Below are 18,472 nucleotides of genomic sequence, written 5' to 3' on the forward strand. Positions count from 1 at the left end.
TAGCGGGCCGGCCGCCCCCACCCCCACCGTAGAGCGCTCTCCCCGTTCGTCCCCGTCATCTTCTGACCCCCACCCTCCCCGGCCTGCGACGGTCGGGTCGACCTAGGAGATCCCGTGCCCACCCCCCAGTCCCCCGACGCCCCCAAGCACCGCCGCCCCAACGGGGTGACCCGACGGGCCACCCTGGCCGGTCTGGCCGCCGCCGTGGTGTCCTCCGCCGCCGCCACCCACGCCCTGGCCAACGGCTCCTCCTCGTCCCAGGGCCCGGCCCGGCGCCCGGCGCAGCTGGCCTCCGGCACCCCGATCACCCAGGCCGACCCGGTCCTGGGCCCCAACGTCACCGTCTTCGACCCGTCGATGCCCATCGGCGACATCCAGGCCACCCTCAACGCGGCCTTCCAGCAGCAGGAGACCGCGCAGTTCGGCCTGGGCCGGTTCGCGTTCCTCTTCAAGCCGGGCAACTACCAGGACCTCGACGTCAACATCGGCTACTACACCCACATCGCGGGGCTCGGGCAGTCGCCCGACGACGTCAACATCACCGGCTGGGTGCGGGTCGAGGCCGACTGGTTCGACGGCAACGCCACCCAGAACTTCTGGCGCGCCTCGGAGAACCTCTCCGTTACGCCCTGGGACGGCTACAACCGCTACGCCGTCTCCCAGGCCGCGCCGATCCGCCGCCTGCACGTCAGGGGCGAGATGCCGCTGTGGAACGGCTACGACGGCTGGGCCAGCGGCGGCTTCCTCGCCGACAGCAAGGTCGACCGGGTGGTCTCCGGCTCCCAGCAGCAGTGGCTGACCCGCAACAGCGAACTGGGCGAGTGGGCCGGCTCGGTGTGGAACATGGTCTTCGTCGGCGTCGACGGCGCCCCGCCGCACCACTTCCCCAACCCGTCCCACACCGTCGTCGACTCCACCCCGTGGGTGAAGGAGAAGCCCTACCTCTACCTCGACGGGGACGACTACGCCGTCTTCGTGCCCGACCCGCGCCAGGACTCCCGTGGCATCACCTGGGCCAACGGCCCGACGCCCGGCACCTCCATCCCGCTCAGCGAGTTCCACGTGGCGCACGAGGGCGACGACGCCGCCTCCATGAACGCCGCGCTGGCCGAGGGCAAGCACCTGCTGATCACCCCCGGCGTCTACCGGATCGACCAGACCATCGAGATCAGCAACCCCAACACCATCGTGCTGGGCCTGGGGTTGGCCACCCTGATCCCCGAGGGCGGGGTCAACGCCATCAAGGTCGCCGACGTGGACGGCGTGCAGCTCGCCGGCATCCTGGTCGACGCGGGCGAGGGCGGCTCGGAGGTGCTGATCGAGGTCGGCGACGAGGGCTCATCGACCCGCCACCAGGAGAACCCGATCCACCTGCACGACGTCTTCTGCCGGATCGGCGGCGCCCACGCCGGCTCCGCCGACGTCAGCCTGCTGGTGCACGCCCACGACACCGTCATCGACCACATCTGGCTCTGGCGCGGCGACCACGGCGACGGCATCGGCTGGGACGTCAACCCCGCCACCAACGGCCTGATCGTCAACGGCGAGGACGTCACCGGCTACGGCCTCTTCGTCGAGCACTACCAGGGCCACCAGGTGATCTGGAACGGCAACAACGGCCGCACGTACTTCTACCAGTGCGAGCTGCCCTACGACCCGCCCAACCAGGCCGCCTGGATGAACGGCGACGAGCTGGGCTGGACCGCCTACGTGGTCTCCGAGGGCGTCACCAACCACACCGCCTACGGCCTCGGCGTCTACAGCCTGATGCTGGAGGACGCCAACATCACCACCGAGCGGGCCATCGCCACCCCGGCCGGGGACGGCATCGACTTCACCAGCATGGTGATCGTCTCGCTGGGCCAACTCGGCATCATCAACCACGTCATCAACGACCTGGGTGGCCCGGCGGGCCCTGGGATGAACGACGGCATCTTCTATCTGGAGAGCAACTGAGCCCAGCGCGGGCGCGGCAGCCGCGCGGGTCCGGTTGGCCGGTGCGGCGTGGGGCCGCGCCGGCGGGGGAACGGGGCCCGGTTCCGGTGCCGGGCCCCCGCCGTTCGCCGACGCGCGCCTGGGCGGGCCCGCGTCGGCGGCGGCACCACGGTCCCGACGCCCACCCGAGCCACGGCCAGCCGGCGTGGCTCGGGTAGGGTGGACGCCGGTCCCTTCGGACCAGCGATGTTCGAAACGGGTGCGATGGCACCCCCGGGGGAACGGGGAGGTGAGCCCGATCACCGTATGGTCGGCACGGGCACTCCGGCCCCGGCACGGGGCGCAGGACCCGGCGCGCTAGCGGACGCGGAGGCGCTCGCCGCGCCGAGGCCAGGGAGGGCCCGGCACGTTGAGAGGCTCTCATGTCGGTAACACCCCCTTCTCCCGTTCCCGCCTTCTCCCCGGATACGGTCCTGGCGTCCGTCGTTGACCGACTCCGGGCGGCCGGCTGTGTCTTCGCCGAGGACGAGGCCGCCCTGCTGCTCGCCGAGTTCGGCGCGGACCCCGAGGCCCTGGCGGCCCCGGTGACCCGCAGGGCCGCCGGCGAACCCCTCGAACACGTCCTGGGCTGGGCCGAGTTCGCCGGCCAACGCCTGCGCGTCGGGCCCGGCGTGTTCGTGCCCAGGCGGCGCACGGAGTTCCTGGCGGAGTGCGCCGCGCGGCTCGCGCCCTCACCCGCCGTGGCCGTCGACCTGTGCTGCGGCGCGGGCGCCGTGGGCGCGGCCCTGCTGGCCGCGCTGGACCGCGTCGAGGTGCACGCCTCCGACCTCGACCCGCGCGCCGTCGCCTACGCCCGCCGCAACCTGGGCGCGGCGGCCGGGGTCTACGAGGGCGACCTCTACGCCCCGCTGCCGGCGCGGCTGCGCGGCCAGGTGGACGTGCTGGTCGCCAACGCGCCCTACGTTCCCTCCGACGCCGTCGCCCTGCTGCCCACCGAGGCCCGGGTGCACGAGCCGACGCTCGCGCTGGACGGCGGGGCCGACGGCCTCGGCGTGCTCCGCCGGGTCGCCGCCGGCGCGGGGGAGTGGCTCGCGCCGGGCGGCAGCCTGCTGGTCGAGTCGAGCGAACGTCAACGCGCGTCGCTGCTCGCCGAGTTGACCGCCGTGGGGCTCGTGCCACGGGTGGCCAGCTGCCCGGAGCGCGAGGCCACGGTCCTCATCGCGGAACGCCGGCCCGCCTGACGACGAGCCGGCGCCCGCGTTCCGTGCGGGTTCCGCCCGGGGCGGCGGGCGGCCCCGCGCGGGGCGGTCAGCGACGCCAGAACAGGTGGTGCGTCACGCCGCTCGGGCTCGGCACCACGTCCCGGTGGAACCGGTCGAGCAGGTCGTCCGGGGAGTCCCAGAGCCGCAGCCCGGACCCGATCGTCACCGGCGCGACCGCCACCTGAAGGGTGTCGACGAGGTCGGCGTCCAGGAACTCCCTGATGGTGCTCACCCCGCCGCCGAGCCGGACATCCCTGCCCTGCGCGGCCTCCTTCGCCTGCTCCAGCACCGAGGCCGGGTCGCCGTCGACGAAGTGGAAGGTCGTGTCGGAGAGGGTGAACGAGGGGCGCGGGTGGTGCGTCAGCACGAACACCGGCGTGTGGAACGGCGGTTCGTCGCCCCACCAGCCGCGCCAGTTGTGGTCCTCCCACGGGCCGCGCTGCGGCGAGAACTTGTTGCGGCCCATGATCTCGGCGCCGATGTTGTGGGAGAAGTCCCGGGTGAAGTAGTCGTCGAGGCCCCGGCTTCCGCCGGGCTCGGTGCGGCCGGGCCAGCTGGCGGTGTGGAAGGCCCAGGTGAACAGCCGCCCCGGATCGACGGCCCGCCCGAAGGGATGCTCCAGACTCTGTTCCTCCCCGGCGGCGACCCCGTCGGCGGAGACGGTGAAGTTCTGGACCTTCAGCAGCTGAGACATGCGCTTCTCCTCAGAGTGGACAACGGAGAGGTGACTTCCGGGACCACGAGAACTCATCGCCGCACCCGGGAACGACGCGCGGAACGCCCCACCGGCCGGCGCCGATCCGGGGCCGGAGGCCCGGGGCCCGGCGAAGGCGTGCGCCGCGCGCGGCCGTTCTCCCGCGCTATCCCTCGTCGAGCACCGTGGGCCGGACCGCCGCCCAGCGGAGGGAGTCCCGGATGCCCTCGGCCAGCGACAGCTCCGGCCGCCAGCCGAGCAGGCGCAGCGCCCGGTCGCCCCGGCTGCACGCGCCCGCCGAGTCGCCGGGGCGGCGGCCGGCCTCGACGGCCTCGACCGGCCGGTCGCTCACCTCGTTAAAGGTGGCGAGCAGTTCACGCACGGTGGTGCCCGTTCCGGTCCCCAGGTTGATCGCCAACGACCGGGTGCCGTCGGCGAAGAGCCCGTCGAACGCGTCCAGCGCGGCGAGATGGGCGGCGGCCAGGTCCCAGACGTGGATGTAGTCCCGCAGCCCCGAGCCGTCCCTGGTCGGGTAGTCGGTGCCGGTGATCCGGAACGGGACGCCCTCCTCGGCGGCCAGGATCATCCGCCCCAACGCGTGACTGGGGCGGGGGAGTTGCAGCCCGGTGCGCAACCGCGGGTCGGCGCCGACCGGGTTGAAGTAGCGCAGGGAGAGCACCCGCAGCGGGGTGCCCGCCGCGATGTCGGCGAACATCTCCTCGCAGACCGCTTTGGTCCGCGCGTACGGGCTCAGCGGGGCCAGCGGCGACTCCTCGTCCACGGTCAGGTCGGCCCCGGCCCGGTAGATCGAGGCGGAGGAGCTGAACACCAGCCGGTGGCAGCCGTTGCGCAGCAGATGGCCGACGAACTCCAGGCTCGCGGCCACGTTGGCCCGGTAGTAGCCGATCGGGTCGGCCACCGAGTCGGGGACCACGATCAGGGCGGCGCAGTGGACCACCGCCCCGATGTCGGGGTGCTCGGCGAAGATCCGGTCCACCAGCGGGCCGTCCGCGATGTCGCCCTCGTAGAGCGTCCGGCCCTCGGTGAACTCCCGCCGCCCGGTGACGCCCTTGTCCAGCAGCACGGGCGTGACGCCCCGGTCCAGGCAGGCCGAGGCCACGGTGCTGCCGATGTATCCGGCGCCGCCGGCGATCAGGACCTTCACGAGGCACCCACTCCCTCCGCGCGCGGACCGTTCCGCCCGCAACGTTTGTTTGTGTTCGATTCAGTTTGGATTTTATCGTTTGGCGCGCCGTTCGCCAAGAAGCCAGGAGCGGAATCGAAACGGAGAACGGCCCCGGCCTTGGGAGGCCGGGGCCGTTCGGGGAGGTGGATGCGCGGGCGTGCTACCTCGGGTGGCTGTCAGGAGGTGTAGACGCCGAACTCGTAGAGCGAGTAGCCCCATCCGGTGCCGCGCTCGGTGCCCAGCACCCGGACGTACCGCCCGGAGCCGTTCACCTCGGCGGTCTCGACCCCGCCCGCGCCGTCGGTCACGGTGTGGATCGAGGTCCAGTTCGCACCGTCATCGGAGACCTGCACCTCGTAGGCCCTGGCGTAGGAGGTCTCCCAGAACAGCTGCACCGTGTCGATCGCGGTGCTGGCGCCCAGGTCCACCTGGAGCCACTGCGGGTCGGCCCACTCGCTGGCCCAACGGGTCGCGTTGTCGCCGTCGGTGGCGTGCTCCGGCAGGAACGGCGCGCCGTCGCCCTGCTCCTGGAAGGTGGACGCGGTGGTCTCGGCGCCCAGCGCGACATTGGTCCCGTCGACCGGCGGCGGCACCACGTTGACGGAGGTGGTCTCGATGCCCAGGTTGCCCTGGCCGTCCCGCGCCGCCAGATAGACCTTCCAGGGGCCCGGGCGGTTGGGCGCGGTCACCGAGAAGGAGCCGTCGCCGTTGTCGGTGAACTCGGCCGGCACCAGGGCGCCGCCCTCGTCGATGTACTTGCTGTTGACCAGCACCTCGTACGCGATCGCGTCCCCGTCCGGGTCCGAGACCGAGGCGCTGAGGTCGAACGTGGAGCCGGCCGGCACCGCCGTGCGGTCGCCGCCGACGGCCAGGTCGGTGATCACCGGCGGGGTGTTGGTGGGCGCCTCGCCGCCGAAGATCTCCGAGACCGCGTAGTACGACAGCCGCTTCTCGCCGCCGGGCAGCAGGTTGAACCAGACGCCGCCGAAGTCGTTCTCCAGGCCGTAGTGGAACAGCGTGCCGCCCAGCGCCACGCCCTCGTGGGCCATCAGGCAGTCCCAGGCGGCCTGGTAGCCCTCGGCCTTGGCGACGTCGGTCGGCTCCTCGGGGATGCCGTTGACGTCGTCGTCGACCTCCCACTCGCCGGCCGGGCCGCCCTCGGTGAGGATGTACGGCCGGTCGTAGCCGCCGTCGATCCACGCCTGCTGGATGCCGCAGACCGCGTCGTAGGAGTTGACCTGGAACAGGTCCAGGTCGGGCGAGTTGGCCTCGTAGTACTCCCAGGCGCCGACCCAGGCGTCGGTCGAGGTGACCGGGTGGTTCGGGTCGAGCGCCTTGATCTCCAGGGCCGCGTCGTTGACGAACTGGGTGTAGGCGACCCGCTGGGCCTCCAACTCCTCGCCCTCGTAGCAGTTCTGGAGGCCGAGGACCGACTCGTTGCCGACGCTCCACATGAGGACGCCCGGGTGGTCCTTGTACTCGTTCACCCAGGTGTTCATGGCGGCGAGCTGCTCGCCCTTGTAGTCGTAGTCGTTGACGTAGTCCACGCAGCCGCCGCTGCCGGGGCCGCCGCCGGGCTGGAGCCAGAAGCCGGCGATGACGCGGATGCCGTTCTCGGCGGCCGCGTCCAGCAGGGGCCTGCTGGTGGCGTCGGTGCCCCAGGTGCGGGTGGTGTTGGCGCCCATCGAGGCCAGGTCGGGCATGTACTCGGCGGCCTGGTCCGCCGGCGGGCCCCAGGTGAGGCCCTCGACGACATAGGGTTCGCCGTCCACGGTCAGCTGCCAGTTGCCGTCGCCGCCGGTCACCTCGACGACGCTGGCCGCCGTGAGGCCCACGTCCGAGCCGGCCGCCTCGGCCGTGGAGGCGTCGCCCGGCGAGGCGGACGCGGTCTGGTTCGCCACCGTGAAGACACCGCCCAGCAGCGCCAACACGGCACCGACGACGGCGACGGGCCGTCCGCGACGTGACCTTGACGTCGACTGTGACGTCTCTTTCCTGGTAAGCACACCTTCTCCTTAACGCGGGGGGAGGCCGTCGCACTCGTCCGGGTGCGGGAAACGACCGAAAGGGAGAGCGCTCTCCCGGGAAAGACTGGCCCTCCGGGCATGGCGTGTCAACGGGCGTGCGCGTTTCCGGATCGCCGGAAACGTTCGACCGGCCGGACGCCCGGGACCGCCTCCGGGCCGGGAGCGGGGATCAGGCGGACTGCCGCTGGACCAGCGTGGGTTCGAAGATCACCGAGGTCAGCCTGCGGTCCGGCTGGTCGATGCGGTCCAGCAGCAGCCGGGTCATCTCGGCCGCCATCTCCTCGATCGGCTGGCGCACCGTGGTCAGCGGGGGACGGGCCGAGGTGGCGGCGCTGCTGTCGTCGAAGCCGACCACGGCCACGTCCTCGGGCACCCTGCGGCCCGCCTCCCGCAGCACATGGAGGGCGCCCTGGGCCATCAGGTCGTTCGCCACGAACAGGCCGTCGACCTCGGGGTGTTGGGCCAGCAGCGCGGCCATGGCCCGCTCGCCGCTCTCCAGGGTGAAGTTCCCCTCCTCGCAGGGAACGTACGGGTGCCCGTGCCGGGCGAGGGCGTCCCGGAAGCCGGCGAGCCGGTCCTGGCTGGCCAGCACGTCGAGCGGGCCGCTGATGGTGGCGATGTGCTGGCAGCCGCGCTCCACCAGGTGGTCGGCGGCGAGCCGGCCGCCGTCCCGGTGGGCGACGTCCACATAGCTGATCGGCACCGGCTGCGGCGGCCTGGCGAACAGCACGCAGGGCAGCCCCGCGCCCACCAGCATCTCGGGCAGCGGGTCGCGGGCGTGGATGGAGACCAGCAGCGCGCCGTCGGCGTGACCCTGCCTCAGATAGCTGACGACCTGTTTCCTGGCGTCCGTCGAGTCGGCCAGCATCAGCAGCGGGTGCATCCCGCGCTGGCGCAGGAAGCCGACCACCCCGCTGCTGATCCGGCCGAAGAACGGGTCGGCCAACACCTGGCCGCGGAACGGGGCTTCGGGCCCGTCGCCGTCGTCCTCGCCCGCGCCGGAGACCACCAGCGCGACGGAGCCGGCCCGCCGGGTGACCAGCGAGCGCGCGGCCCGGTTGGGAACGTAACCGGTGGCGGCGATCGCCCGGCGCACCACGTCCTGGATCGAGGGGTCGACGTTCCGAATGCCGTTGATCACGCGGGAGACGGTGGCCCGGGAGACACCCGCCTCCCGGGCCACGTCCTCCAGCGTCGGGGACCCCTTGGCCGCACGATCGCTCATGGTGGCCTTTATAACACACTCAGAGAGCGCTCTCCCAGCGCTCTCCCAGCGTCGTCCCCCGGGGCCGCCGCCCGGCGGCGCCTCCCGGGCCCCTCGCGCCCCACGGATTCCGGGGCCGGCGGCGCCGACCCCGACCCGCCGGGCGCGCCGCTCGGGGGCGCCCTGCGGGCCGACGTCCCGTCGGCGTGGCGGTCAACTCCTTTCAGCCGCCCCGGTGTTGGGCCAGCAGCTCGGCGAACCTGCGCCCGCTGTCCTTGACCGTGCGGCGCTGGGTGGCGTAGTCCACGTGGACCAGGCCGAACCGCTTGTCGTAGCCGTAGGCCCACTCGAAGTTGTCCAGCAGCGACCAGGCGAAGTAGCCCGCCAGCGGCACCCCCTCCTCGACGGCCCGGGCACAGGCCGCCAGGTGCTGCTCCAGGTAGCGGACCCGCTCCGGGTCGTGGACCTGGCCGTCGGCGTCGACCGTGTCCGGGTAGGCGGAGCCGTTCTCCGTGACATAGATCCGCCGTGCTCCGTAGTCCTCCGTCATCCGGCGCAGGGTCCTGACCAGCCCCTGGGGGTACACCTCCCAGCCCATGTGGGTGGTGTGCGCGCCCGGGAGTTCGGGCTGGGTGATGTGCGGCACCGGGCCGGCCGGGTCGTCGGCCGCGACGTTGCGGAAGTAGTAGTTGAGGCCAAGCCAGTCCAGCGGAGCGGAGATGGTCTCCAGATCGCCCGGCCGCTCGGGCACGTCCACGCCGTAGACGTCGATCATGTCCTGCGGGTAGCCCCGGCCGTGGATCGGGTCCATCCACCAGCGGTTGGTGTGGCCGTCGGCCCGCCGGGCGGCGGCCACGTCGGCCTCGCGCTCGCTGTACGGCTCGCAGTGGGTGAGGTTGTTGACGATCCCGACCTGGGCGTCGGGGATCGCGGCCCGCAGCGCGCGCACCGCCAGGCCGTGGCCCAGGTGCAGGTGGTAGGAGGCGGGCACGGCGGCCGCGATGTCGGTCAGCCCGGGGGCCATCCGGCCCTCCAGGTGCCCGATCCAGGCGGAGCACAGCGGCTCGTTGAGGGTGGCCCAGTGGGTGATCCGGTCGCCCAGCCGCTCGGCGACCACCGCCGCGTAGTCGGCGAAGTGCTCGGCGGTCTCCCGCGCCGGCCAGCCGCCGGCGTCCTGGAGCGCCTGCGGCAGGTCCCAGTGGTAGAGGGTGGGGAACGGCGTGATCCCCGCCTCCAACAGGGCGTCGGTCAGCCGGTCGTAGAACGCCAGCCCCTTCTCGTTGACCTGGCCCCGGCCCTCGGGCAGCACGCGCGGCCAGGCGATCGAGAAGCGGTAGGCGTCCACGCCCAGGGTCTTCATCAGGCCCAGGTCCTCGGGCCAGCGGTGGTAGTGGTCGCACGCCACGTCGCCGGTGTCGCCGTTCGCCACCCGGCCCGGGGTGTGGGAGAAGGTGTCCCAGATGGAGGGGCCGCGACCGCCCTCGGTCGCCGCGCCCTCGATCTGGTACGCGGCGGTGGCCACGCCCCAGACGAAGTCCTCGGGCAGGGAGCTGAGTTCGGTCACGGGTGGTTCGTCCCTTCGGGAGTCGTGCGGGGGCCCCGGGCGCGCGATCGGCGGGTGGAGCCGGTCACTTGACGGAGCCGGCGGTGAGGCCGGTGACGAGGAACCGCTGGAGCAGCAGGAAGCCGGCGACCACCGGCACGCTGACCACCAGCGACGCGGCCATGACCTGGTTCCAGTAGACCTCGGTCTGGGTGGAGTAGCCCTGGAGCCCGACGGCCAGCGTCCTGGTCTCGCTGTTGGTCATGACCGAGGCGAAGAGCACCTCGCCCCAGGCGGTCATGAACGCGTAGACGGCGACGGCCACGATGCCCGGCACGGCGGCCGGCACCACGACCCGGAACAGCGCGCCGATCGGCCCGCAGCCGTCGACCCGGGCCGCCTCGTCCAGGCCGCGCGGGATGGAGTCGAAGTAGCCGACCAGCATCCAGATCGAGAACGGCAGCGAGAACGTCAGATAGGTCAGGATCAGCCCGCCGCGCGAGCCGGAGAGCGGTATCCCGGTGGCGTCGCCGATGTTGGCGAAGATCAGGAACAGCGGCAGCAGGAACAGGATGCCGGGGAACATCTGCGTGGAGAGCACGCTGATGGTGAAGACCCGCTTGCCCCGGAAGTTGTACCGGCTCACCGCGTAGGCGGCGAAGATCGCCACCGTCACCGACAGGATGGTCGCGGCGCCGGCCACGATCACCGAGTTCCAGAAGTACCGGGCGAGCGGGATGGTGTCCCAGATGTCGATATAGGGACGGATCGTCAACTCGCTCGGTATCCAGCGGAACTCGCCGGTGACGTCCTCCAGCGGCTTGAGGGAGCTGCTGAGCATCACATAGATCGGCGTGGCCGCGAAGAGCGACAGCAGCGTCAGCACGATCCGCCGCGTCCACACGAACGAACGCGGCGCCGCGGTGGGGGAGCGGTGCGGGCGCTTGGCCACGAGGGTCTCAGACATGCTCGCCCTTCCTTCCGCGCGAGGTGAACAGCAGGTAGCAGGCCGTCACCAGCAGCAGGAAGAGCAGCAGCAGCACGGACATCGCCGAGCCGAAGCCGAAGTTCCAGGTGCCGAAGGACGACTGGTAGATGTGCAGCGAGATCAGGTTGGCCGACTCGGGTGCCGCCTTGCCGAAGAGCAGGTAGGGCACGTTGAAGTCGTTGAAGGTCCACAGGAAGAGGACGAGCACCAGCACCTGGTTGACCGGCCGCACCGAGGGCAGCGTGATCCGTCGGATCTGCTGCCAGATGCCGGCGCCGTCGAGCTGCGCCGCCTCGTACTGCTCCTGCGGGATGTTCTGCATCGCGGCCATCAGGATCAGGAACGCGAACGGCCAGTTGCGCCAGACGGCGACCAGGACCAGCGAGACGAAGCTGTTGTCGCCGATCAGCCAGAACGTCGGGTCGCTGGTGAGCCCCAACTGGTCGTGGATGACGTGGTTGAGCATCCCGTTGTCGCGCTGGAGGATGAACGCCCAGGTGATCACGGCCGCGTAGATCGGCAGCGCGTAGGGCGTGAGGAAGAGCGCGCGCAGCAGGCCGCGCCCCCGGAAGGTCTCCTGCATCAGGATCGCCGCCGTGGTGCCCAGCAGCCACGACAGGCTGACGGCGACCACGGTGAACAGGCAGGTCACCACGAACGAGTCGAGCAGCGCGGCGCCGATCGGGGCGTCGAAGTCGATCGCGACCTCGTAGTTGGAGAGCGCCGTCCAGGGCGCCTGGCTCCAGTCGCGGAGATAGAACTGGGTCAGCTCCTTGAAGCTCATCACCACGCCGACGACCATCGGCACGAGGTGGATCAGCAGCTCGAAGAGCAGGGCCGGCAGCAGCAGGAGGTAGGGCAGCCCGCCCTGGCGCACCCGGTCGGGCAGCCGGAGCCGGAACCGGCGGCGGCCCGGCCTGGGGCCGCCGCCGGCCGCGCCGTCATCGACGGCGCGGGGCGGCGTGAGGTCCGTCGTGGTCAACGCGGTCACCCTTGCATCTGCTGCTGGGCGGCGGTGAGGCGGTCGCGGACGGCGTCCTCGGTGATCTCCTGGCCGCCGGCCGCGTCGGCGAAGAGCTGGGCCATCGCGGTGCCGACCAGCGTCTCGAACTGGCTCTCCTCGGGCACCTGCGGCATCGGCGCCGCGCTCTGCGCGAGGGTCTCGCGCAGCACGGTCAGCTCCTCGGTCGCGAACTCCTCCGACTCCTGCGCGGCGGCCACCGGCGGGATGGACCCGTACTCGGCGTTGAGCGCCCGCTGGGTCTCGTCGCTGGTCATGAACTCAACGAAGTCCAGGGCGCCGTCGCGGTTGTCGGTGTTCTCGAAGACGGCGATGTTGATGCCGGCGACCATCGAGTTGATCGCCTCGCCGCCGGCCGGCGGCTCGGCCTGGAACGGGACGGGCGCGACGCCGTAGTCGTCGGGCGTCATGCCCTGGTTCTCCAGCGAGGTGCCGGCGGCCTGCCACAGCAGCATCGCGGCCTTGCCGGTGGCGAAGTCCGAGACCGACTGGTTCTGCGCGTACTCGGCGTTGCCCGGGGCGACGATCCCGTCGGCGGCCAGGAAGTCGACGTACTGCTTGATGGCGGCCACGGCCTCCGGGGTGTCGAACGTCGGGTTGCCCTCGGCGTCGAAGAAGTCCGCGCCGTGCTGCTGGCCGAAGACGAACGCGTGGTGCACGTTCTCCGGGATGGACGCCCCCTCCACGGCCAGCCCGTAGGTGTCGCCGTCGGTCAGCTGCTCGCCGACCTCGACCAGTTCCTCCCAGGTGGCGGGCGGCTCCTCGATGCCCGCCTCGGCGAAGAGCTGCTTGTTGTAGTAGAGGCCGTAGGCCAGCGAGTACAGCGGCACGGCCGTCGGGTCCTGGCCCTCGGCGCCGGTGGCGGCGAGCGCGGAGGGCACGAACCGGTCGGAGCCGCCGATCGCCTCGAAGGTCTCCTCGTCGAACGGCAGCAGCGCGCCGGTGGCCTGGAGCGAGGCGGACCAGGTGTTGCCGATGTTGAGGACGTCCGGGCCGTCGCCCGAGGTGGTGGCGGTCAGGATGCGGTCCAGCAGGCTGTCCCAGGGGACGACCTCCAGGTTGACCTCGATGCCGGTCTCCTCGGTGAACCGCTCCAACTGGGGCCGCAGCACCTCCTCGTCGTGCTCGATGCTGGTGCCCTGGTTGCTGGCCCAGTAGGTCAGCTCCTCGGGGTTGTCGTTGCTGCCGCCGCTGGTGCTCCCTCCGCCGCAGCCGGTGGCGGTGAGCGCCGTCAGCACCGCCGTCACGGCTGCGGCGCGGGCTATGCGAGTTCTACGCATGGTCGTTGGACCCTTCTTCGGGTGTGCGGCTGCTTGCCCCGGCCTCGGACTGGGGCTTAAATTTTGACGTAAGTTAAGTCCGGAGGTAAGTGCGCGTCAACCCCGTCCGCACCGGTAGGTTGATCTCCGCGGAGGGAACACATGGCTGAGGCGAAGAGACAGACGGTGCGGGACCTGCGGCGCGCCAATCGGGCGGCGCTGCTGCGGCGGCTCTATTTCCACGGGCCGCTGAGCCGGCACGAGCTGGGACAGGCCACCGGCCTCAGCTCCGGCACGGTCTCCAACGTGACCGGCGGACTGCTCGCCGACGGACTGCTGATCGAGGCGGGCTCGGTGGAGTCCGACGGCGGGCGCCCGCGCACCCTGCTGCGCGTCGCGCCCGACTGCGGCCGGCTGATCGGCGTGGACGTCGGCGAGACCAGGGTGCGCGTCGAGCTGTTCGACATCGCCCTGTCCGAGCTGGCCAGGGCGGAGTACCCGCTCACCGACGAGGGCCACGACGCGCGGTCCGTCGTGCGCCACATCGGCGCCGGCGTCGCCGCCGTGCTGCGGACCGCCAAGGTCGCCCAGGACGAACTGCTCGGCGTCGGCGTCGGCGTGCCCGGCATCGTGGAGCGCGTGCCCGGCACCGGCGCCGTGGTGCACGGCGCCACCGTCGGCTGGGACGCCGTGCCCCTGGAGTCACTGCTGCGCGCCGAGGTCGATCTGCCGCCCGGCATCCCGCTGTTGGTGGCCAACGGCGCCCGCACCTTCGGCCAGGCCGAGATGTGGTATGGCGCCGGCCGGGGCAGCGGGGACGCGGTGATAGTGCTCTGGGGCTCGGGCGTCGGCGCCTGCATCGTCACCGGCGGCGCGCCCTACGGCGGCACCGAGTCCGCCGCCGGCGAGTTCGGCCACACCACGCTGCGACTCGGCGGCCGCCGCTGCCGCTGCGGCGCCGTCGGCTGCCTTGAGGCGTATGTGGGCGCGCGCGGCCTGCTGGAACGCTGGGCCGAGGCCGGCGGACCGCCCGGCACCGCCGACCAGGAGCTGGGGCTGACCGCGCTGCTGGCGGCGGCCGACGCCAACGACGCCCGCGCGCTCGAACTGCTCGCCGAGACCGCCGAGTTCCTCGGCGCCGGGATCTCCGACCTGATCAACCTCTTCAACCCCGAGCGGATCGTGGTCGGCGGCTGGGCCGGCCTGGCGCTCGGCCCCCGGCTGCTGCCCGAGGTCCGCCGGGCCGCCGACGCCTACGCCCTGCCGCACCCGGCCGGCCGCAGCACCATCGACCTCGGGCGGCTCGGCCCGGACGCGGTCACGGTCGGCGCGGCGACGCTGCCGCTGGCGGACTTCCTCGCCAGGGGCGGCGCGACGGAACGGGTCCTGACCTCGGGGTAGTTCGCCCGGGCGGGGGCGCTCACCGGATCGGCGGGCGCCGGCGCGCGGGAACCGGCGGGCGCCGGGGGACACGCACCGGGCGCCATGGGCCGTCGCCGCGCGCTCCTCCAGGCCGGTCAGGTCAGCCCAGCGGCTCGTCGCCGCGCACCAGAACCCAGACCGCCTTGCCCTCGGCGCCCGCCTCGAACCCCAGGTCGTCGGCCATCTCCCGCAGCAGCCACAGGCCACGGCCCGCCTCGGCCGTCCAGTCCGGCAGCGTGATGGTGGGCAGCGTCGCCGAGCGGTCGTGCACCGTGACCCGCACCCCGTCCCCGTCCCCGCCCCAGGTCAGCTCCAACCGACAGCGCGGGTCGGGGACATGGCGCGCCACGTTGGACAGCAGCTCGGTGACCCCGTGCAACACCACCTCGGTCACCCGAGGCGACTGCTGCCACTCCCGCATCGCCGCCGAGGCCAGCCGCCGGAAGCGCGCCAGATCCTCCCTGCGGGCCGTCAACAGCCAGCTCTGGCCGCGCCGCCGGGCGCCGGTCTCCTCGCTGGTGAGCCTGGTTGGCATCGTGAACCCTCCGGTCTTGCCACGGGAGTCGGGGACGACTGCGCTGCGTCGTGTCTCGCACCCTGCCCCTCACGCGTGGCAGTCCGCAAAGAATTCAGCTGCACGTGTGCCGTTCATATCACTCGATGGAGTGGCCGAGTTGACGAACCCTCAGCTCTTCGGTCGGGGCCTGCGCTGGTGGCCGGCGTCGGGAGAACCCGTGGTGGTGACCGACGAGTTCCGGTCGTTCCCGAGCGCCGCGTGGAGCAGAGCGTAGTGCGACTCGCCGACGCGCTCCAGGGAACGCGCGGTGCCGTCCCCTTCCCGGCTCCACCGCTCGGTCGCCACCAGGCTGGCCGAGGCGAACGCCCCCGCCAGCAGCGCGGGTCGTGGATCGTCCGGCGGCAGGCCCCGGTGGGCCCGCACGACCTCGGCGATCTCCGACTGCTGCTCGGCGTACAGCCGCAGGCACAGCGCGCGGGCCCGCTCGTCCCTGCCCACCACCCGCAGTGCCCGCAGGCCCAGTTGACGTTGCGGCTCCGGCGCGGAGCGCAGCGCGGCCACCATGGCCCGACGCAGGCTCAGCAGCGGTCCCTCGCTCGTCGGCCGGCGGTCCACCTCGTCGCGGAAGAAGCCGTGCAGCCGGCGCAGCGGCTCCAGGACCACGTCCTCCTTGCTGGGCAGATGGCGGAAGAAGGTGCGCTCGGACACCTCGGCGCCGCGCGCTATGCCCTGCACCGTGGTCGCCTCGTAGCCGTGGGCGAGGAACAACTCAAGCCCGGTGTCGAGGAGTCGCTCGTGGACCCGCCGCCACCGGCGCTCCCTCAGGCCGTCGGGCTCCACCGGGCCGTCGGGCTCCCCTAAGCCGATGGGAGACCGCTCTCCCGCTCCGTCCGCTGTCATGTTCGCATCGTAGGCGGCGCGCCTGTCGGGGCGACTGTCGGTGCCTCCTGCCAGAATGCACAGCGCGGCGCAGGGCGCGCCGGGAAAGCGGAGCGAGATAGTGAACGAGCCTGTCGCAGGCCGGTCCGTCGAGGGCCGGATCGCCGAGGAGCTGGGCGTCCGGGAGGGGCAGGTGAGCGCGGCGGTCGAGCTGCTGGACGGCGGCTCGACGGTGCCGTTCATCGCGCGCTACCGCAAGGAGGCCACCGGCGCGCTGGACGACACCCAGCTGCGCACCCTGGAGGAACGGCTGCGCTACCTGCGGGAGTTGGCCGAGCGGCGCGAGGCGATCCTGGAGTCGATCAGCTCCCAGGGCAAGCTCGACGACGCCCTCGCCGCCCGCATCCGGGCCGCCGACACCAAGGCCAGGCTGGAGGACATCTACCTCCCGTACAAGCCCAAGCGGCGCACCAAGGCCCAGATCGCCAGGGAGGCCGGCCTGGAGCCGCTGGCCGAAGGGCTGCTCGGCGACCCCACGGTGGCGCCGGCCGCTGCGGCCGCCGCCTTCGTCGACGCCGAGCGCGGCGTGCCGGACGCCGAAGCGGCCCTCGCCGGCGCCCGCGCCATCCTCACCGAGCGCTTCGGCGAGGACGCCGACCTCCTCGGCGAGCTGCGCGAACGGATGTGGAACGGCGGCCGGTTGGTCTCGAAGGTCAGGGAGGGCAAGGAGGCGGCCGGCGCCAAGTTCGCCGACTACTTCGACTTCGCCGAGCCGTTCACCGAGCTGCCCTCCCACCGGGTGCTGGCGATGTTCCGGGGCGAGAAGGAGGAGATCCTGGAGCTGACCCTGGAGCCCGAGCCGGCCGCCGACGAGGCGCCCGAGGGGCCCACCGGCTTCGAGCGGGCCATCGCCCACCGCTTCGGCATCGTCGACCGGGGCCGCCCCGCCGACACCTGGCTGGCCGAGACCGTCCGCTGGTCCTGGCGCACCCGCATCCTGGTGCACCTGGGCATCGACCTGCGCTCCCGGCTGCGCACCCGCGCCGAGGACGAGGCGGTCGCCGTCTTCGCCGCCAACCTCCGCGACCTGCTCCTGGCCGCCCCCGCCGGCACCCGGCCCACCATGGGCCTCGACCCGGGGCTGCGCACCGGCGTCAAGGTCGCCGTCGTCGACGCCACCGGCAAGGTCGCCGCTACCGAGACGATCTACCCCCATGTCCCGCACCGCCGTTGGGCCGAGTCGCTCGACACCCTGGCCGCCCTGGTCAGGGCGCACGGCGTGGAGCTGATCGCCATCGGCAACGGCACGGCATCCCGGGAGACGGACAAGCTCGCCGGCGAGCTGATCGCCCGGCTGGGCGACGCCAAGCTCATCTCCATGGTGGTCTCCGAGGCCGGCGCCTCGGTCTACTCGGCCTCCGCCTACGCCGCCAGGGAGCTGCCCGAGCTGGACGTCTCGCTGCGCGGCGCGGTCTCCATCGCCCGCCGACTCCAGGACCCACTGGCCGAGTTGGTCAAGATCGACCCGAAGTCCATCGGCGTCGGCCAGTACCAGCACGACCTCTCCGAGGTGAAGCTCTCCCGCTCGCTGGACGCCGTGGTCGAGGACTGCGTCAACGGCGTGGGCGTGGACGTCAACACGGCCTCCGTGCCGCTGCTGGCCCGGGTCTCCGGCATCGGCACCACCCTCGCGGAGAACATCGTGGCCCACCGCGACGGCAACGGCCCGTTCACCGGCCGCGCCGCGCTGCGCCAGGTGCCCCGGCTGGGTCCCAAGGCGTTCGAGCAGTGCGCCGGCTTCCTGCGGATCAGGGACGGCGAGGACCCGCTGGACGCCTCAGCCGTGCACCCCGAGGCGTACCCGGTGGTGCGCCGCATGGTGAAGGCCACGGGCGGCGGCGTCGCCTCCCTGGTGGGGAACGGCTCGGCCCTGCGGGCGCTGCGCCCGGCCGACTTCGTGGACGACACCTTCGGGCTGCCCACGGTGACCGACATCATCAAAGAGCTGGAGAAGCCGGGCCGCGACCCACGGCCCGCCTTCCGCACCGCCCGGTTCAGGGAGGGCGTCGAGTCCCTGGGCGACCTGGAGCCGGGGATGACCCTGGAGGGCGTGGTCTCCAACGTCGCGGCGTTCGGTGCCTTCGTGGACGTCGGCGTCCACCAGGACGGGCTGGTCCATGTCTCCGCGATGTCGCGGAAGTTCGTCTCCGACCCGCGCGAGGTCGTCAAGCCGGGCGACATCGTGACCGTCAAGGTGCTGGACGTGGACGTCCCCCGCAAGCGCATCTCGTTGACGCTGCGGCTGGACGACGAGCCGGCGCCCAGGGGCGCGGAGCGCGCGGAGCGCGGCGGCGCGCCCCGGCAGCGGGACCGCAGGGGCGGCGGCGCGCCCCGGGGGAGCGGCGGCAACGGCGGGCGGCGCGGCGGTGGCGGCGGGCAGCGGGCCGGCGGCCCCCCGCCGGCGAACAGCGCGATGGCCGACGCCCTGCGTCGCGCCGGCCTGGTGCGCCCCGAACGCAAGGGTCGCTGACAACG

14 protein-coding genes are annotated in these 18,472 nt (G+C 72.6%); 4 read left to right on the forward strand and 10 right to left on the reverse strand.

Going from position 1 to position 18,472, the window contains the following annotated elements; genetic code table 11:
* Positions 1 to 114 precede the first annotated feature (114 nt).
* Together FH609_RS02700 and FH609_RS02705 are read left to right on the forward strand one after the other, a co-directional pair.
* Entirely contained in the window at positions 115 to 1,956 is a 1,842-nt protein-coding gene (locus tag FH609_RS02700) for an adenylyl cyclase (protein WP_193317893.1), read from the forward strand.
* Positions 1,957 to 2,357: 401 nt separating this feature from the next.
* Positions 2,358 to 3,176: a putative protein N(5)-glutamine methyltransferase gene (locus FH609_RS02705; protein ID WP_139667590.1), complete on the forward strand. Its 819-nt coding sequence runs from the start codon at positions 2,358 to 2,360 to the stop codon at positions 3,174 to 3,176.
* Positions 3,177 to 3,243: 67 nt separating this feature from the next.
* Here FH609_RS02705 and FH609_RS02710 read toward each other — a convergent pair whose 3' ends face one another.
* The 8 genes from FH609_RS02710 to FH609_RS02745 form a co-directional block, all read right to left on the reverse strand.
* On the reverse strand, positions 3,244 to 3,891 hold the full coding sequence (locus tag FH609_RS02710) for a dihydrofolate reductase family protein (RefSeq protein ID WP_139667591.1): 648 nt from the start codon (positions 3,889 to 3,891) through the stop codon (positions 3,244 to 3,246).
* Between the two features lie 166 nt (positions 3,892 to 4,057).
* The gene (gene galE / locus FH609_RS02715) at positions 4,058 to 5,056 is read right to left on the reverse strand and encodes a UDP-glucose 4-epimerase GalE (RefSeq protein WP_139667592.1); all 999 of its coding nucleotides are present in this window, start codon (positions 5,054 to 5,056) and stop codon (positions 4,058 to 4,060) included.
* A gap of 197 nt (positions 5,057 to 5,253) precedes the next feature.
* On the reverse strand, positions 5,254 to 7,083 hold the full coding sequence (locus FH609_RS02720) for a discoidin domain-containing protein (RefSeq protein ID WP_226961354.1): 1,830 nt from the start codon (positions 7,081 to 7,083) through the stop codon (positions 5,254 to 5,256).
* A 190-nt stretch (positions 7,084 to 7,273) separates the two neighbouring features.
* On the reverse strand, positions 7,274 to 8,329 hold the full coding sequence (locus FH609_RS02725) for a LacI family DNA-binding transcriptional regulator (RefSeq protein ID WP_139667593.1): 1,056 nt from the start codon (positions 8,327 to 8,329) through the stop codon (positions 7,274 to 7,276).
* A 202-nt stretch (positions 8,330 to 8,531) separates the two neighbouring features.
* Positions 8,532 to 9,872 (reverse strand): GH1 family beta-glucosidase, encoded by a 1,341-nt coding sequence (locus tag FH609_RS02730; RefSeq protein WP_139667594.1) that lies wholly within the window; start codon positions 9,870 to 9,872, stop codon positions 8,532 to 8,534.
* Positions 9,873 to 9,936: 64 nt separating this feature from the next.
* On the reverse strand, positions 9,937 to 10,818 hold the full coding sequence (locus FH609_RS02735) for a carbohydrate ABC transporter permease (RefSeq protein WP_139667595.1): 882 nt from the start codon (positions 10,816 to 10,818) through the stop codon (positions 9,937 to 9,939).
* Positions 10,811 to 11,830 (reverse strand): carbohydrate ABC transporter permease, encoded by a 1,020-nt coding sequence (locus FH609_RS02740; protein ID WP_405378945.1) that lies wholly within the window; start codon positions 11,828 to 11,830, stop codon positions 10,811 to 10,813. Before FH609_RS02740 ends, FH609_RS02735 begins: the two co-directional genes overlap by 8 nt.
* A complete protein-coding gene (locus tag FH609_RS02745) occupies positions 11,827 to 13,140 on the reverse strand; it encodes an ABC transporter substrate-binding protein (protein ID WP_139667597.1) in 1,314 nt (437 codons plus the stop codon). Before FH609_RS02745 ends, FH609_RS02740 begins: the two co-directional genes overlap by 4 nt.
* 141 nt (positions 13,141 to 13,281) lie before the next feature.
* On the opposite strand from FH609_RS02745, the gene FH609_RS02750 reads away from it, so the two are divergent.
* Complete coding sequence (locus tag FH609_RS02750; protein ID WP_139667598.1) at positions 13,282 to 14,520, forward strand: ROK family transcriptional regulator; 1,239 nt, start codon at positions 13,282 to 13,284, stop codon at positions 14,518 to 14,520.
* A 121-nt stretch (positions 14,521 to 14,641) separates the two neighbouring features.
* Here the strand turns inward: FH609_RS02750 and FH609_RS02755 are convergent, their stop codons facing one another.
* Complete coding sequence (locus tag FH609_RS02755) at positions 14,642 to 15,076, reverse strand: ATP-binding protein (RefSeq protein ID WP_139667599.1); 435 nt, start codon at positions 15,074 to 15,076, stop codon at positions 14,642 to 14,644.
* Positions 15,077 to 15,226: 150 nt separating this feature from the next.
* On the reverse strand, positions 15,227 to 15,958 hold the full coding sequence (locus FH609_RS02760) for a TetR/AcrR family transcriptional regulator (RefSeq protein WP_139667600.1): 732 nt from the start codon (positions 15,956 to 15,958) through the stop codon (positions 15,227 to 15,229).
* Between the two features lie 100 nt (positions 15,959 to 16,058).
* Here FH609_RS02760 and FH609_RS02765 point away from each other — a divergent pair, with 100 nt between their 5' ends.
* Positions 16,059 to 18,467, forward strand: coding sequence for a Tex family protein (locus tag FH609_RS02765; RefSeq protein WP_226961355.1), 2,409 nt, complete (start codon positions 16,059 to 16,061; stop codon positions 18,465 to 18,467).
* Positions 18,468 to 18,472 lie beyond the last annotated feature (5 nt).

Origin of the sequence: Streptomyces sp. 3MP-14 (assembly GCF_006334905.2) — a bacterium.
Taxonomy (GTDB): Bacteria; Actinomycetota; Actinomycetes; order Streptomycetales; family Streptomycetaceae; genus Streptomyces; species Streptomyces triticirhizae.

Excerpts from the sequence above, each read along its gene's own strand:
- FH609_RS02705 (WP_139667590.1), top strand. The coding sequence starts at position 2,358 with ATGTCGGTAACACCCCCTTCTCCCGTTCCCGCCTTCTCCCCGGATACG.
- FH609_RS02710 (WP_139667591.1), bottom strand. The coding sequence starts at position 3,891 with ATGTCTCAGCTGCTGAAGGTCCAGAACTTCACCGTCTCCGCCGACGGG.
- FH609_RS02725 (WP_139667593.1), bottom strand. The coding sequence starts at position 8,329 with ATGAGCGATCGTGCGGCCAAGGGGTCCCCGACGCTGGAGGACGTGGCC.
- FH609_RS02735 (WP_139667595.1), bottom strand. The coding sequence starts at position 10,818 with ATGTCTGAGACCCTCGTGGCCAAGCGCCCGCACCGCTCCCCCACCGCG.
- FH609_RS02745 (WP_139667597.1), bottom strand. The coding sequence starts at position 13,140 with ATGCGTAGAACTCGCATAGCCCGCGCCGCAGCCGTGACGGCGGTGCTG.
- FH609_RS02750 (WP_139667598.1), top strand. The coding sequence starts at position 13,282 with ATGGCTGAGGCGAAGAGACAGACGGTGCGGGACCTGCGGCGCGCCAAT.
- FH609_RS02755 (WP_139667599.1), bottom strand. The coding sequence starts at position 15,076 with ATGCCAACCAGGCTCACCAGCGAGGAGACCGGCGCCCGGCGGCGCGGC.
- FH609_RS02760 (WP_139667600.1), bottom strand. The coding sequence starts at position 15,958 with ATGACAGCGGACGGAGCGGGAGAGCGGTCTCCCATCGGCTTAGGGGAG.